General features: G+C 70.1%; 10 protein-coding genes and 1 pseudogene. 5 read left to right on the top strand and 6 right to left on the bottom strand.

What is annotated here, in order from left to right:
• Positions 1–195: 195 nt before the first annotated feature.
• Complete coding sequence (locus ABTZ94_RS29385) at positions 196–552, bottom strand: HesB/IscA family protein (RefSeq protein ID WP_030933606.1); 357 nt, start codon at positions 550–552, stop codon at positions 196–198.
• Positions 553–774: 222 nt separating this feature from the next.
• On the opposite strand from ABTZ94_RS29385, the gene nadA reads away from it, so the two are divergent.
• The 4 genes and pseudogenes from nadA to ABTZ94_RS29365 form a co-directional block, all read left to right on the top strand.
• The gene (nadA, locus tag ABTZ94_RS29380; protein ID WP_351205123.1) at positions 775–1,971 is read left to right on the top strand and encodes a quinolinate synthase NadA; all 1,197 of its coding nucleotides are present in this window, start codon (positions 775–777) and stop codon (positions 1,969–1,971) included.
• Positions 1,972–2,156: 185 nt separating this feature from the next.
• Entirely contained in the window at positions 2,157–3,566 is a 1,410-nt protein-coding gene (locus tag ABTZ94_RS29375; RefSeq protein WP_351205121.1) for an alpha/beta hydrolase, read from the top strand.
• Positions 3,556–8,613 carry a tetratricopeptide repeat protein gene (locus ABTZ94_RS29370; protein WP_351205119.1) on the top strand — a complete coding sequence of 1,686 codons (5,058 nt, stop codon included), beginning with the start codon at positions 3,556–3,558 and terminating at the stop codon, positions 8,611–8,613. The genes ABTZ94_RS29375 and ABTZ94_RS29370 overlap by 11 nt, the downstream gene beginning before the upstream one ends.
• Before the next feature lies 1 nt (position 8,614).
• Positions 8,615–8,752 (top strand): annotated as a pseudogene (locus ABTZ94_RS29365) (DUF397 domain-containing protein); the annotation flags it as partial.
• A gap of 86 nt (positions 8,753–8,838) precedes the next feature.
• Here ABTZ94_RS29365 and ABTZ94_RS29360 read toward each other — a convergent pair.
• From ABTZ94_RS29360 to ABTZ94_RS29340, 5 genes are all read right to left on the bottom strand, one after another.
• Complete coding sequence (locus ABTZ94_RS29360; RefSeq protein WP_351205117.1) at positions 8,839–11,994, bottom strand: efflux RND transporter permease subunit; 3,156 nt, start codon at positions 11,992–11,994, stop codon at positions 8,839–8,841.
• 164 nt (positions 11,995–12,158) lie between these two features.
• The gene (locus tag ABTZ94_RS29355) at positions 12,159–12,854 is read right to left on the bottom strand and encodes a response regulator (RefSeq protein ID WP_351205115.1); all 696 of its coding nucleotides are present in this window, start codon (positions 12,852–12,854) and stop codon (positions 12,159–12,161) included.
• Positions 12,851–14,122, bottom strand: a complete 1,272-nt coding sequence (locus tag ABTZ94_RS29350) for a sensor histidine kinase (protein ID WP_351205113.1) — start codon at positions 14,120–14,122, stop codon at positions 12,851–12,853. The genes ABTZ94_RS29355 and ABTZ94_RS29350 overlap by 4 nt, the downstream gene beginning before the upstream one ends.
• A gap of 169 nt (positions 14,123–14,291) precedes the next feature.
• Positions 14,292–14,570 carry a PspA-associated protein PspAA gene (gene pspAA / locus ABTZ94_RS29345; protein WP_351205111.1) on the bottom strand — a complete coding sequence of 93 codons (279 nt, stop codon included), beginning with the start codon at positions 14,568–14,570 and terminating at the stop codon, positions 14,292–14,294.
• Positions 14,571–14,579: 9 nt separating this feature from the next.
• A complete protein-coding gene (locus ABTZ94_RS29340) occupies positions 14,580–15,359 on the bottom strand; it encodes a PspA/IM30 family protein (protein ID WP_351205109.1) in 780 nt (259 codons plus the stop codon).
• A gap of 295 nt (positions 15,360–15,654) precedes the next feature.
• On the opposite strand from ABTZ94_RS29340, the gene ABTZ94_RS29335 reads away from it, so the two are divergent.
• The gene (locus ABTZ94_RS29335) at positions 15,655–16,254 is read left to right on the top strand and encodes a DUF3043 domain-containing protein (RefSeq protein WP_351205107.1); all 600 of its coding nucleotides are present in this window, start codon (positions 15,655–15,657) and stop codon (positions 16,252–16,254) included.
• The last annotated feature ends 33 nt before the right edge of the window (positions 16,255–16,287 follow it).

The raw sequence follows: 16,287 nt of genomic DNA, 5'->3' as shown, positions 1-16,287 counted from the left end.
CGGGGCCGCCGCCGTTCTGCTGCTGCCTTCAGGGCCCAGTGCCCCTCCCGGCAAGCTTTGCCCCGTCGCGCCGCCCAGCACGCTCGCCGCGTTGACCAAAAGTCCTGGTAGCTCCGCTACCAGGACTTCCGGCCGCCTTGCGATCGCACGCACCGGACAACACTCCTTACGAGGCAAACATTGCCGGTCACGGCACTAGCTGAAGGAGTCGCCGCAGGCGCAGGAGCCCGTCGCGTTCGGGTTGTCGATCGTGAAGCCCTGCTTCTCGATGGTGTCGACGAAGTCGATGGAGGCGCCGCCCAGGTACGGAGCGCTCATCCGGTCGGTGACGACCTTTACGCCGTCGAAGTCCTTCACGACATCGCCGTCGAGGGAACGCTCGTCGAAGAAGAGCTGGTAGCGCAGGCCCGAGCAGCCGCCGGGCTGGACGGCGACGCGCAGCGCCAGGTCGTCACGGCCTTCCTGCTCCAGCAGGCCCTTGACCTTGGCTGCGGCGGCGTCGGACAGGAGGATGCCGTCGCTCACGGTGGTGGTCTCGTCCGATACGGACATCTGCTTCTCTCCCGGGTTGTACGGAGACTGCTTGCCGACGTTGCAACCGACGGGACCGCGGATTCATTCCGGGCCAAGCGCTTGCCTGTTCCATTCATGCTCGCACACCGCGTACGCGGGGGGATGCGTCACATCGACACTATGGCCATCGTCAAAGTGACGTGAAGCGGATATGATAGATAACGTCAATTAGACGAAAAGGCTTTCCGCAAAGAAGAAAGGGTGCGTGACGTGACCACGGCCCACCCCGTCCAGGATCTCGACGTCCAGCCGACGCCCCTCGCCCTGCTCCTGCTCGGCCGTGAGGCCGACCCGAAGAGCGAGCGCGGCGTCGAGTGCCCCGGCGACCTGCCCTCCCCGTCCGACCCGGACCTGGTGGAGCGTGCCCGCGCGGCCAAGGAGAAGCTCGGGGACAAGGTGTTCGTCCTCGGCCATCACTACCAGCGCGACGAGGTCATCCAGTTCGCGGACGTCACCGGCGACTCGTTCAAGCTCGCCCGGGACGCGGCTGCGCGCCCGGGGGCCGAGTACATCGTCTTCTGCGGTGTGCACTTCATGGCGGAGTCCGCGGACATCCTGACCACCGACGACCAGAAGGTCGTGCTGCCGGACCTGGCTGCGGGCTGCTCCATGGCCGACATGGCCACCGCCGAGCAGGTCGCCGAGTGCTGGGACGTGCTGACCGAGGCCGGGGTCGCCGAGCAGGTCGTACCCGTCTCGTACATGAACTCCTCCGCCGACATCAAGGCCTTCACCGGCAGGCACGGCGGCACGATCTGCACCTCGTCCAATGCGAAGCGCGCCCTGGAATGGGCCTTCGAGCAGGGCGAGAAGATCCTCTTCCTCCCCGACCAGCACCTGGGCCGGAACACCGCGGTCCGGGACATGGGGATGTCCCTGGAGGACTGCGTCCTCTACAACCCGCACAAGCCGAACGGCGGCCTCACCGCCGAGGAGCTGCGCGACGCGAAGATGATCCTGTGGCGCGGGCACTGCTCGGTGCACGGGCGCTTCTCGGTCGAGTCCGTCAATGACGTCCGCGAGCGGATTCCGGGCGTCAATGTGCTGGTGCACCCCGAGTGCAAGCACGAGGTCGTGGCCGCGGCGGACTACGTCGGCTCGACGGAATACATCATCAAGGCCCTGGAGGCGGCGCCGGCCGGCTCGAAGTGGGCGATCGGCACCGAGCTGAACCTGGTGCGCCGCCTGGCGAACCGGTTCGCGGCCGAGGACAAGGAGATCGTCTTCCTCGACAAGACGGTCTGCTTCTGCTCGACGATGAACCGCATCGACCTGCCGCACCTGGTGTGGGCGCTGGAGTCGCTGGCCGAGGGCAACCTGGTCAACCGGATCGAGGTCGACCCGGAGACGGAGAAGTACGCGAAGCTCGCGCTGGAGCGGATGCTGGCGCTGCCGTAAGGGGTGCTTGCGGCATGGCCGTGAGGCCCGGTCCACCGCCTGACGGTCGGTGGACCGGGCCTTCCGCGTACGGGTACGGAACGTCCCGAGCCGCCTGGTTTCCTCCATATGGCACTCGCGCAGCCCTCTCCCTAATTACGCTGCTTAATCCACGGCAGCAGCGCACATGGGGGGTACGGCGCCACATGACGTCTCGCAGCCGGGTCGACGACATGGTGGTCGTCGTCCCGGGCATTCTCGGCAGTCGGCTGGCGGACGCGGACGGGCACGAGGTCTGGGGCCTCTCGGGCCCGGCCCTCCTCCGCGGGATCCGTACGTTCGGCCGGTCCGTCAAGGGCCTGGCGCTGCCCCCGGACCTGGGCGACGAGCACCCGGGCGACGGTGTGCGCCCGCTCGGTCCGATGCGCGACCTGCACGGACTGCTGGGCATCGGGACGCTCGTGGACGGCTACGGCGGCTTCCTGGAGTGGCTGGAAAACAACTTCACGCTCCGGCGCCGGAGCCAGAAGGACGAAGCGGACGCCCCCGCCAACCTGATCGACTTCGCCTACGACTGGCGGCTGTCCTGCCGCTACAACGCGGACCGGCTGGCCGAGCGGGTGGACGAGGAGCTCGGCCGCTGGCGAGCCTCGGCGCCAAAGCGGACGGAGGCCCGGGTCGTCTTCGTCTGCCACTCGATGGGCGGCCTGGTCACCCGCCAGTACGTGGAGCTGTGCGGCGGCGCGGAGGTGACGCGCCGAGTGATCACGCTCGGAACCCCGTACCGGGGCTCCCTGGACGCCATGCTCTCTTTGGTCAACGGGGTGGGCCCGGCCGGTATCGGCCTCACCGCGTTCGCCCGCAGCCTTCCGTCCCTCCACCAGCTCGTCCCCGACTACGCCGCGCTGATCACCGCGCCGGGCGAGCCGCTGCGATACGCCGGTGAGGTGACCGGCCTGCCCGGGACCGACGCGGCACTGCTCAAGGACGCCGCCCGCTTCCACGAGGTGCTGCGGGAGTCCGGGGCGGGGGCGGCGTACGGAGTGGAGTACGTACCGATCAGCGGGGTGCTCCAGCCGACCCCGACCACCGCCGAGGTCCAGGGCGAGAAGCTGACCGGACTGCTCACGATCGACGGGACCGACGAGGGCGGCGACGGCCGCGTGCCCAGGCTCTCCAGCGCCCACGTGGGGGCGGCGGGGCGGCCCGCGTACACGCCCTGGGAGAAGCACGGCTCGCTCCAGAACAACACGGCGCTGCGCCAGGCCCTCTACAACTGGCTCACCCAGGACCCACCGGCCCACCGGGGCCCGGAGGTCGCGGACATCCCGCTGGTGGTGGACGCCCCGGACGCGATCGTCGAGGGCGAGGTGTACGAGCTGCGGGCCACGGTCCCGCCGGACATACGGGGCCACGACCGGGTGGCCGTCTTCGTGGCGGCCGAGGGCGGACCGGTGCGGACGCTGAACAACCTGGGCGGGGGCCGTTACGTGGCACGCCTGGCCGGGCTGCCGGCCGGGCCGCACCGGGTGCGGGTGAGTACGGGAAACGCGGGCCATGTCGTGATGACCGCGCTGGTGCTGGTACTGGAGGGCGGGGCGGGCAATGGTGCGTGAGCCGGGCGTGGCGGGCGACGACGGACGCGAGCCGGTGGGGACGGCGCTGTGCGTGGTGTGCGAGGAGTATGCCGACAAGCGGAGCTTTCCCCGGCTGACCGGGGCGGTGGCCCAGATGGAGGAGATCACCGGACTGCTGGCGGGTCTGGGGATCGCGGCGCATGTGGTGGGCGGCGGGAACCCGTCCTGGGCGACCTTCGACGAGGCCCTCACCACCTGGAGCGAGGGCTGGCGGGAGACGGGGGCGGGGAAGCCCGCGATCATCGTCTGGTCGGGGCACGGCGTGCTGATCGACGACGAGTTGCGCCTCGCGCTCTGCGATCTGGATCTCGACGTCGAGCAGGTGACTCGTGACGCACGCGCCCTCAGGCGGGGCGTCTCGGCCGAGACGCTGGTCCATGACGCGGTGGCGTCGGGCGCCGACCAGATCCTGGTGATCATCGACACCTGCTACGCGGGGGACGCGGTGGGCCGGGGCCTGGAAAAGACCCTGCGGCGCTGGGCAACCGCATCCACGCCGCCCGGCCGGGCCAAGTGGTTCGGGATCATGGCGAGCTGCCGGCGCAACGAGACGTCGGACGGCAGCGGCCCCCTGCTCACCGCGTTGGCCCAGGTGCTGAAGGCCGGCCCTGCCTCCACCGAGTACCGCTCGGCGTGGAGCGCCCACAATGCGTTGGTCAGCGGCCCGGACCTGTTGGCCGCGCTGGGTGAGCGGTGGCGCGGCGAGGGTCAGACGCCGGTGCCCGCCACCCTCGGCACCGGGCGCCCGGTCTTTCCCAACCCGCGCCATGTGCCCGGGGCCCCCGCCCGGCTGGTGGAGCACCTGGTGCTCGCGGCGCGCGGGGTCGGATACCGCGAGGAGGGCTGGTTCTTCACGGGCCGGAAGGAGGTGCTGGGCCGGATCGCCGCATGGCTGGAGGCGGACGATGCCGGGCTCTTCCTGGTGACCGGCCCGGCGGGCTGCGGCAAGTCGGCCGTGCTGGGCCGGATCGCGACGCTCACCGATCCCGTGCAGCGGAAGGAGACCGAGGCTCACGGGGGCCTGCGCGAGGACGACCCGGACCCGGGCCTGCGCCGCGGCCGCTCCCTCGCCTCCGTACATCTGCGCGGCCTGAGCGCTCTCCAGGCGGCCTCGGAACTGGCCCGGCAACTCGGACTGCCGGAACCCCGCAACGTCGACGACTTCCGGGGCGAACTCCGTGAGCTGTCCCCGCAGCCGGTGCTGGTGCTCGACGGCCTGGACGAAGTACCCGTCGAGCACCTCCGCGCCGTGATCGAGGAGCTGGTCTTCCCGCTCAGCCGGACGAGCCCAGTCCTGCTCGGCTCCCGAGACCGCGCGTTCCGCAGCCGCCTGGCGGAGGAAGGGCGCGAGGACGAAACACTGCCGGACGCCCTGACCCGGCTGATCGGCGCGGGTGTCACCACCGCGGACCTGGAGCGGGAGCCGCGCACGCAGGAGGACATCGGTGAGTACGTGTTCCGCCGGTGCGCGGCGGCCGGTGTCCCGGAGGACCGGGCGCGAGAGGCGGGCGACGCGGTCGCCGCGCGTGCCACAGCGGTGGGCGGCGGGTTCCTGTTCGCGCGGCTGGTGACGGGCTCGCTGTTGACGGAGGCGTCTGGTGGTGTCGGCGAGGACCAGTGGTTGTCCGGCCTGCCCGACTCCATCGAGGCCGCGTTCGAGGAGGACTTGCGAGCGGGGCCGCTGCGTGTCCGGGAGGACGGTGCCGAACTGCCGTCCGCCGCGCGGGATCTGCTGACCGCGCTGGCGTGGACGGTCGGGCGAGGCATGCCCGCCGGGGGCGTGTGGGAGGAGGTCGCCGGCGCGCTGGGCGGCCCTGACGTGTCGTACGACGAGAGCGACGTGGACTGGGTGCTGTCCGCCTACGGCCGCTACGTCGTCGAGGACTGCGAGGACGGACAGGCGGTGTACCGCCTGTACCACCGCGAGTTCGTGTCACATCTCGCGGACCTGGAGGGGCCGGGGCACGCCGAGGCCGGAGAGGTGGCGTTGGCCGCGCTCGTCGCGCACGTCGAGCGGCGAGCGGTGGGCGGCGACCGGGGGGCGGTCGATCCGTACGTGGTGCGGGGGCTGGCGCTGCATGCGGCGCGGGCGGGTGCACCGGGCATCGGGATGCTGCGGGGGCTGGTGGAGCGGGTCGGTCCGAGCGCGGCGCCGTGTCTGGCCCAGGCGTTGCACCGCTTCTCCAACCGGCTCGGGACGGAAGGGGATCTGGACGGTGCGCTGGCCCCCGCGTGGGAGGCAGTCGCCCTGTACAAGGAACTGGAGCACGCCGCTCCTGGGGTCTACAAGACAGCGGTCGTACGCACGCTCGTCAACGTCGCCAACCGGTACGCCGACATCGGCGACCGTGAAGGGGCGCTGACGCCGGCGCGCGAAGCGGTCACGCTCCAACGGAGCCTTGCCGACGCGGAAGGCAGCGCGTCCCTCCCCGACCTGGCTCTCGCCCTCGGCACTCTCGGCCGGCGCGTCCACGACATCGGCGACCGCGAGGGGGCGCTCGCACTCACGCGGGACGCCGTCGCCATCTACCGGCAGCTTGCCGCGCGGACTCCAACGGCGTTCCGCCACGGCCTCGCCGTCGCGCTGAACAACCTGGCGGTGAATCTCGCGGCCGTCGGGGAACGCCGGGCCGCCGTACCGCCCGCGCGGGAGGCAGTGGAGATCCACATGGAGCTCGCCGCGTCGCACCCCGATGAGTTCCTGGCCGGTCTCGCCTACGCGCTGACCAATCTGGCCAGCAGCCTCAAGGCCATCGGAAGCCACACGGAGGCTCTTCCTCACGCGGAGGCAGCGGTCCGGGCCAACCGGAAGGCGGCCGAACGCCACCCCACCGTCCTGCGGTCCGCTCTGGCCGGATCCCTGACCAATCTGTCCGTGCACCGCGAGGAGGTCGGTGACCTTACAGGGTGCCTCACGCCCGCGCGGGAGGCAGTGGAGATCTGCCGGGAACTCGTTGCGCGTCATCCGGCCGTCTTTCAGCCGGAGCTCGCAGGCGCCCTCCACAACCTGGCGGACAGGTTCTCCGCCACCGGGGATCGCGAGGGCGCGCTCGCTCCGGCGCGAGAGGCGGCGCGCATGTACGCCAGGCTCGCTTCGCAGCACCCGGACGTCTTCCAGCCGGATCTCGCCCGGTCCCTGACCTCCTTGGCCAACAAGACGGCCGCCGCTGGAGACCGGGCGGCAGCGGTGCTGTTCGCGCGTGAGGCCGTACGCATCCAGCGCGAACTGGCTGAAAACCGACCGACAGCGTCCCTCCCGGGTCTCGCCGCGATGCTCAACAACCTCGCGATGCACCTCGTCTCCGCAGGTGAGCCTGCGACGGCCCTGGTCCACGCCGAGGAGGGGACCGGCATCTACCGACGCCTGGCCGCCGAGGATGCGAGCGCCTTTCTCCCGGAGTTCGCAACAGCGCTCAACAACCTCGGCAACCATCGCGCCGCCCTGGGCGATGTTTCCGGGGCCCTCGCACCGGGTCGGGAAGCCGTCTCCATTCGCCGCGCACTCGCCGCACAACAGCCCGCCGTCTTCCGGCAGGACCTGGCCACGGCACTCGCCAACGTCGCCGCTCACCTGAACAGGGCCGGAGATCCGGCGGCGGGACTGCGAGCAGCCGAGGAGGCTGTCGATCTCCTCCGTGACCTCGCCGAGCGGCAGCCCGCCGTCCGCTCCGCTCTCGCGGGCTCACTCGGCACTCTGGCGCAGAACCTCGCCGACACCGGCAGCCGGAAGGAAGCCCTGGCGCCGGCCCGGGAGAGCGTCCGTATCCTGCGCGGTCTCGTCGATGAACTGAGCAGCGCCTTCCTTCCTGATCTGGCTCTTGCCCTGCAGAATCTCAGCAAGCACCTGGGGATGAACCAGGACGCCACAGGAGCCGTGAGCGCGGCACAGGAAGCGGTTGCCGCCTACCGGACCCTGGCGCTGGAGAACCCCGGCGCCTTCGAAACCGACCTGGTCTCCGCTCTCGCCAACCTGGCACGGGCACTTGTCCGCACCGACGACCGCACCTCGGCGATCCGGGAGTTCGACGAGGCCGTGGCGGAGTTCGTTTCCGCCCACCCCACAACCGCCCGGCGTCTCGGTGTCGAGCGGAGTGTCTTCCTGCTGGACTGCCCCGATCCCAAGGCCCTGATCGGCGTACGCGGGCTCGTGGCCTTCCTCGATGAGGGCTCCGCGCCGGACAGCGGCGGCGCGGGCGTCGTGACCGTCCGGGCCCGGCGGGCGCTTCGTGCCTTCAGGGACACCGAGTCCGTACGCACCGCGTGGGAAGAAGCGACCTCCGCCCCCGCACCGGCCTGGCTCGCTCTGTCGCCGGAGACGCTGGACCTCGTCAGTTCCTGGATGTTCGCGGCCAACTGGCCCCAGTCACGCGACTTCTGGTCCCAGAACGCCCAAGCGCTGAGCAACGAGGAGACGGCGACAGCCCTCGAAGAGCTGGCACTCCTGGACCCCCGCACCGCACGGCAGCACGCCGCGCTCCGCGAGGCCGTCCTCATCCACGGCGTGACCGCCGCGTACGATCCGCTGATCCTCGCGGAGCAGGTGGCGGAGTGGGTGGACTGCGCCACCTGGGCGGAGTCACGGGTCTTCCTCCAGGACCACCCCCGCGTCCTCCAGGCCCAGCCGTCCGAGGCCACCCCGCTCGCGCACATCGCCGTCCTCGATGTCGCCCGCACCGAAGGGCTGGAGACCGCGTACCGCCTCGTCGAGGACCGGGACGCCCTCCAGGCGTACGTGGAAAGGGCGTTGGCAGCCGGGGACGGCAACGCGCTGCTGCACGCGGCGGCCGTCGAGGGGCAGGTCTTCGACGACAAGCTGTCCTCCCTCACCCACGCCCAGGCGGGCATGGTGCTCTCGGGGGTCGTCGAAGGCCTCGAACCGGACGAGTTGGCCACGCTCCTCCCCCGCGCACCCGAGGAGACCCGTGCCCGACTGCTGAGGGAGATCCTCGCCCTCAGCGTCCGGCACGCCCACCCGCACGGCGAGACGTGGCTCCGGATCGTCCAGGCTCTCAGCGGGGCCGCCTGACGCTCACCGGGGCGAATGCGTCGAGATCAGCGACGACTTCCCCGGCGTCGTCCCCGTACGCGACAGCAAGAACCCCACCGGCCCCGCACTCGTCGTCCGGGCCGCGGCCTGGGGCGCGTTCGTCTCCTCGCTCAAGTAGCAGCAGCGCTCAAGCAACAAGCGGAAACCCGAAGGGGCCTGTCCCACACACCCGTGTGGGACAGGCCCCTTGTCATGCCAGGCGGGTCAGGCCTTCGCGGGCTCCGGCTCCTCGGAGGCGGACTCCTCCGCGAGGGCCTGGGCGGGCAGGCCCGCCTTCTTCGCCCGCTTGAGCGCCTTCTTCTTCGCGCGGCGCTCCTTGCGGAGCTCGACCATCGCGTAGAGCGTCGGCACCAGCAGCAGCGTCAGCAGGGTCGACGTGACCAGGCCGCCGATCACAACCACCGCGAGCGGCTGCGAGATGAAGCCGCCCTCGCCGGTGACGCCGAGCGCCATCGGAAGCAGGGCGAAGATCGTCGCGAGTGCCGTCATCAGGATCGGGCGCAGCCGGTGACGGCCGCCCTCGATGACTGCCTCGACGACGCCCATGCCCTGCGTCCGGTACTGGTTGATCAGGTCGATCAGCACGATCGCGTTGGTGACGACGATGCCGATCAGCATCAGCATGCCGATCATCGCCGGGACGCCCATCGGGGTGCCGGTGACCACGAGCAGGCCGAGCGCGCCGGTTGCCGCGAACGGGATGGAGACCAGCAGGATCAGCGGCTGGATCAGGGACTTGAAGGTCGCCACCAGCAGCATGAAGACGATCGCGATCGCGGCCAGCATGGCCAGGCCGAGCTTTATGAACGCGTCGTTCTGGTCTTCGGAGACACCACCGATGGTGGCGGTGGCGCCGTCCGGAAGCTTCAGAGCGTTGATCTTCGTCTGGAGCGAGGCGCTGACCGCACCGGTGTTGTCACCGGTCGGCTTCGCGGTGATGGTCGCGGCGCGCTGGCCGTCGATCCGCGTCATCGAGACCGGGCCGGGGACCAGCTCGACGTCGGCGATCCGACCGAGCTCGACCGGGCCGAGCGGGAGGTTCTTCAGCTCGGCCATGGTCGTGGCCGGGTGGGCGGACTTGATGACGACGTCACGCTCGGTGTCGTCCATGATCGCCTTGCCGGACGGGGTGCCGCGCACCGCTCCGGCGACGGCCGCGCCGAGCGTGGTCTGGTTGAAGCCGGCGTCCGCGGCCTTGGCGTTGGCCGTGACCGAGATCCTCGGGACGCTCTGCGCCAGGTCGCTCTGGACGTCGGTGACGTCCTTGAGCTTGGCCACCTCGGCCCGGACCTCTTCGGATGCCTTCTTCAGGACGTCCGCGTCGGCGGCCTTGACCACGACGCTGAGGTCCTGGCTGCCGAAGCCGTCGCCCGCGGAGATGGTGGTGTCACCGATGCCGTCGAGCTTGCCGAGCTCCGTGTCGAGGCGCTTCTGCACGGCCTCGGAGTCGCCCGCGTCCTTCAGGGTGATCTGGTACGAGGCCTGGTTGGAGCCCGTACCGCCACCGAAGGCCGCCATGAAGCCGGAGGAGCCGACGGTGACCTGGTAGTCCTTGACGCCCTTGTCGCCGGCGAGGACCTTCTCGACCTTCTTGGCCGCCTCGTCGGCGGCCGCCAGGCTGGTGCCGGGGGTCAGCTCCTGCTTGATGGAGAGGACTTCCTGCTCGCCCTGGTCGAAGAAGTTGGTCTTCAGCAGCGGAGCCATGCCGAACGTGCCGAGCAGCACCACGACGGCGATGACGATGCTGGTGATACGGCGCCGGGTCGCGAAGCGCAGCACCGGGACGTACAGCCGCTGGAGCCGGCTACGGGCTTCCTTCTCCTCAGCCTTGCGACGGGCCTCGTCCGGGTTCTCCGTGCTGCCCTTGGGGGCGCGCAGGAACCAGTACGACAGGACGGGAACCACCGTCAGCGAGACCAGCAGGGATGCCAGCAGAGCCGCGGTGACGGTCAGCGAGAACGAGCCGAAGAGCTCGCCGACCATGCCGCCGACGAGACCGATCGGCAGGAAGACGGCGACCGTGGTGAGGGTCGAGGAGGTGACCGCGCCGGCCACTTCCTTGACCGCGGTGATGATCGCGGACTGGCGCTCCTCGCCGTAGCCGAGGTGACGCTTGATGTTCTCCAGGACCACGATCGAGTCGTCGACGACGCGGCCGATGGCGATGGTCAGCGCGCCGAGCGTGAGCATGTTGAGCGACAGGTCGCGGGTCCAGAGCACGATCAGCGCGAGGACCACGGAGAGCGGGATGGACACGGCGGTGACCAGGGTCGAGCGCAGCGACGCGAGGAAGACCAGGATCACGATGACGGCGAAGAGCAGACCGAGCGCGCCCTCGGTGGTCAGACCGGAGATCGCCTTGGAGACGGCGGGGCCCTGGTCGGAGACGACGGTCAGTTCGGCGCCGGCGCCGAGGTCCTTGCGGAGGTCGGGGAGCTTGTCCTTGACCGCGTCCGAGATGGCGACGGCGCTGCCGTCCTTGTCCATCGTGGCCATCACGGCGAGGCTCGGCCTGCCGTTGGTGCGGGTGATGGAGACCGCGGTGGACGGCTCCTGCTTCACCGTGGCGATGTCACCGACGCGGACCGGCTTGCCGGGCTTACCCGTAGCCGGGTTCTGGCCGGTGACCCGCAGGTCCTCGATCTGCTTCAGGGAGGTGAAGGCGCCGCCGACCTGGACGGTGCGGCTCTTGCCCGACTCGGAGAAGGAACCGGCGGGGACGGTCGCGCCGCCCGCCTGGAGCGCCTGGGAGAGCGTCGCGGCGTTCAGACCGGCGGAGCTGAGCTTCTTGTCATCGGGGGTGATGGAGACCTGGAGGTCCTGCACGCCGTCGACGGAGACCTGGCCGACGCCGTCGATGTCCTCCAGCGCGGGAACGACGGTGCGGTCCAGCTGGTCGGCGAGCGCCTGCTGGTCCTTGTCGGAGGTGATGGCGAGGACGACGGTCGGGATGTCGTCCGTCGAGCCGGCGACGACCTGCGGGTCCACGTCGTCGGGAAGCTGGGCGCGGGCGCGGTTCACCGCCTGCTGGATGTCGGCGACGAGCTGCTTGGTGCCCTCGCTGCCGAAGTCGAAGGTCGCCATGATGACGGCGTTGCCCTCGCTGGCGGTCGAGGTGGTGCCGGTGACGCCGTCGACGGCCTTGATGGAATTCTCGAGCGGTTCGACGACCTGCTTCTCGACCACATCGGGGGACGCACCCTGATAGGGGGCGAGCACCGACACCATCGGGAGTTCGATGGTGGGCAGCAGCTGCTGCTTGAGCTGCGGGATCGCGATCGCTCCGAATACGAGGGCGACGATCGAGATCAGTCCGATCAGGGCCCGTTGCGCGAGGCTGAATCTGGACAGCCAGGACATGGGTGGAGTCTCTCTTCTGTGGCTTACGCGGCAGATGGGCAGGGGCTGCGGGACAGACCCGGCCCACTTATACGATCACCCACCCGCAAAGCCGAAAGCGTCGGCCCCAGGTCGCTTTCTTATGCCGCGCATACCGCAGGTGGAGTACGCCGTATCTCCACCTGTCACTCCACCCTGGGACGCACCAGACCCGATTCATAAGCAATTACCACCAATTGAGCCCGGTCCCGGGCGCCCAGTTTCGCCATCGCCCTGTTCACATGGGTCTTGACCGTGAGCGGGCTGACGACGAGCCGCTCGGCGATCTCGTCGTTGGAGTGCCCGCCCGCGACCAGGACCAGCACCTCGCGTTCGCGGCCGGTGAGCGCGGTGAGCCGCTCGGAGTACTCCGCGGCGCTCGGCCCGTCACCGCCCGAACTGCCGCCCTGCGCAAGGAAGGTGGCGATCAGGCCCTTGGTCGCGGCCGGCGAGAGCAGCGCCTCGCCGCCCGCTGCGATACGGATGGCATTGAGCAGTTCATCCGGTTCCGCCCCTTTACCGAGGAAGCCGGACGCCCCGGCCCGCAGCGACTGCACCACGTACTCGTCCACCTCGAAGGTGGTGAGCATGACGACCCGTACGTCCGCCAGTTCCGGATCGGCACTGATCATTCGGGTCGCGGCGAGTCCGTCCGTACCCGGCATCCGAATGTCCATCAGCACCACGTCGGCCCGGGTCGAGCGGGCCAGCTCCACGGCCTGTGCGCCGTCCGCCGCCTCGCCGACCACCTCCATGTCGGCCTCCGAGTCGACCAGCACCCGGAACGCGCTGCGCAGCAGCGCCTGGTCGTCGACGAGCAGCACCTTGATGGGCGGTGTCATGTGTTCTCCCCCGTCCGGCCCACCGCGCCCGGCTCCTTGGGCTCTGCCGTGCGGGCCTTGACGGGCAGGATCGCATGAACCCGGAATCCGCCGCCGTAGCGGGGCCCAGCGGTGAGGGAGCCGCCGAGTGCGGTGACGCGTTCGCGCATGCCGAGGAGGCCGTGACCGCCGCCGTCACCGCCTTCGTCACCGTTGCAGCAGCCCCCGCCCGAACCGTTGTCGATCACGGTGATCTCGGCCGTGGCCCCGACCTTTACGACGCTCACCTCGGCCTTCGCCCCTGGGCCCGCGTGCTTGCGCACATTGGTCAGCGCCTCCTGGATCACCCGGTACGCGGCCAGGTCGACGGCCGCGGGCAGCGGGGGCCGCCGGTCGGTGCAGGCCACCTCGACGGGGAGCCCGGCCCGCCGGACGGTGTCCACCAGTTCGTCGAGGACCGCGAGCCCCGGGGCCGGTTCGGTCGGCGCCTCCGGGTCGCCGGACTGACGCAGCAGCCCGACGGTGGCCCGCAGTTCATTGAGTGCGCAGCGGCTGGCCTCCCGGACGTGGGCCAGCGCCTCCTTGGCCTGGTCGGGGCGCTTGTCCATGACGTGTGCGGCCACCCCGGCCTGGACGTTGACCAGGGCGATGTGGTGGGCGACGACGTCGTGCAGATCGCGGGCGATCCGTAGCCGCTCCTCGGCGACCCGGCGCCGGGCCTCCTCGTCGCGGGTGCGCTCGGCCCGTTCGGCGCGCTCCCTGATCGCGTCGACGAAGGCGCGCCTGGAACGGACGGCGTCCCCCACGGCGCAGGCCATGCCGGTCCAGGCGAAGACACCGAGGTTCGCCTGGCTGTACCAGGGCGCCGAGCCGAAGAGCATCGCGGTGGCCGTCAGTGCGGCCATCGTCAGCAGACCGACGCGCGAGGTGGTGGGCCGGTCGGTGCGGGCGGCGACGGTGTACAGCGCGATGACGGTGCTCATCACCACGGGAGTGGGCGGTTCGAACCTCACCAGCTCGACGAACGTCAGACCGGCGGTGGCCGCGAGCACTGGCATGGGTCTGGGCCGCCGCCAGATCAGCGCGACGGCGCCGAGCACCATCAGGAACACGCTGCTCGACTCGGGCCTGCGGGTGCCGAAGGTGGGCCCGTTCGGTGCGTGCGCGTCGACGAACGACCCGATGATCATGGCCACGAGTACGGCCAGGGCGAGCGCGGCGTCCAGCGCGAGGGGATGGTCGCGCAGCCAGTGCCGAACGCGCAGAACCCCGGTTCCGAGGGTGGTCACGTCAAGTTACGTTACGGCGTGTCGCGCATGAATCGGTCCGGTCGTACGAAGAAACCGGCATGGAGCGTGCTCAACCCCCGGAGCGCCGCGCCGGGGACACGGCCGTGCCCCGTGTCCGGCGGACCGGACACGGGGCACGGACTTGTGCGAGTGCTGGAGAACGACCGGCTCAGCCGGGGATCAGACCGTCGTCCCGGAGCATGGCGCGCACCTCTTCAAGAGTCGCGTCGGACGACGGCAGGATCAGCTCGGACGGCTCCAGGGAGTCGTCCGGCAAGGGTGTGCCGAGCTCGCGCACCCTGGCGAGGAGTGCGTGCAGAGTGGAGCGAAAGCCGGGACCGTCGCCGCTCTCCACCTCGGCGAGCAGTTCGTCGTCGAGCCCGTTGAGCTCGGCGAGATGGCTGTCGGCCAGTGCGACCTGGCCCTCCCCCATGATCCGTACGATCATGACGCTGCCTTAACTCTTGTCGAACTTGTGCGGAGACTGCGACGACTGCTGCTGCGCCGCATCCTGCGGGCCGCCCTCGATCGCCTGCTGGGTGGAGCCGCCGGCCAGCTCGGCCTTCATGCGCTGCAGCTCCAGCTCCACATCCGTGCCACCGGAGATCCGGTCCAGCTCGGCGGCGATGTCGTCCTTCGCCGTCCCGGTCGGGTCGTCCAGGGCGCCGGAGGCGAGCAGCTCGTCGATCGCACCGGCCCTGGCCTGCAGCTGCTGGGTCTTGTCCTCGGCCCGCTGGATCGCCAGGCCGACATCGCCCATCTCCTCGGAGATCCCGGAGAAGGCCTCGCCGATCCTGGTCTGTGCCTGGGCTGCGGTGTAGGTGGCCTTGATGGTCTCCTTCTTGGTACGGAAGGCATCGACCTTGGCCTGCAGCCGCTGGGCCGCGAGAGTGAGCTTCTCCTCCTCGCCCTGCAGCGTGGTGTGCTGCGTCTCCAGGTCTGTGACCTGCTGCTGGAGTGCGGCGCGCCGGGACAGCGCCTCGCGGGCCAGGTCCTCGCGGCCGAGCGCGAGCGCCTTGCGCCCCTGGTCCTCCAGCTTGGACGACTGCCCCTGCAGCTGATTCAGCTGCAGCTCCAGCCGCTTGCGCGAGGTCGCCACATCGGCGACACCGCGGCGTACCTTCTGAAGCAGCTCCAGCTGCTTCTGGTACGAGTAATCGAGGGTCTCGCGCGGATCCTCGGCCCGGTCAAGGGCCTTGTTTGCCTTCGCGCGGAAGATCATCCCCATACGCTTCATGACACCGCTCATGGGCTTCGCGCGCCCCCTTCTGACGGACTGAGCTCCAGCACTCCAACAGAACCCACAGTACGGGCCCTGCCTCTATTACCGCACTGTTCGAGCACAGATGTGCTCCTCCCCAAGGACGACTGCACCCGGTCATCGCTCCGGCCCAGGGAGTAGGAGGGGTCAGGAAAACCGGTGGAGACGTCCGAGGCGAACCCCTGGGGACACCTGCGAGGACGCGGGCCGTTGCCGGATCGTTCCCGACCGGCCTGGGGTCGCGGCGATCGAACCCGTACCCTTGGGCCTTGTGTTCCGTAGCCGTTCGAAGGAAGAGAAGGCGCCCACCGGCAAGGTGACGGCAGACCTCTCCAATCAGCCCCGCGACCCGCAGGCCCCCAAAGGTCGCCCCACCCCCAAGCGCAGCGATGCCCAGTCGCAGCGCCGTCGTGCCTCCAGTGGTACGCCGCTCGACCGCAAGGAGGCCATGAAGCGGCAGCGCGAAGCGCGCCGTGTGGACCTGGCCAAGCAGCGTGAGGCGCTCGCCAGTGGCGACGAGCGCTATCTTCCTGCTCGCGACAAGGGCCCGGTGCGGCGCTTCGTCCGCGACTACGTGGACTCGCGTTTCTGCATCGCGGAGTTCTTCCTGCCGCTCGCCGTGATCATTCTGATCCTCAGCGTGATCCAGGTACAGAACATCCAGAACATCTCGCTGCTGCTCTGGCTTGTCGTGATCGTGCTGATCGTCCTCGACTCGATCGACCTCGCGTTCCGCCTGAAGAAGCAGCTGAACGAGCGCTTCCCGGATACGCCGAAGCGGGGCGCGGTCTCCTACGGTCTGATGCGCACGCTTCAGATGCGTCGGCTCCGGCTGCCGAAGCCGCAGGTCAAGCGTGGAGAGCGACCCTGAGCACGGATACCGCCGGCCCGGCCGGCGGCCCGG

The organism is Streptomyces sp. NPDC002785 (assembly GCF_040295565.1).
Taxonomy (GTDB): domain Bacteria; phylum Actinomycetota; class Actinomycetes; order Streptomycetales; family Streptomycetaceae; genus Streptomyces.
Note: the sequence above shows the minus strand (reverse complement) of the source record. Positions and strands in the feature narration are given on the sequence as shown.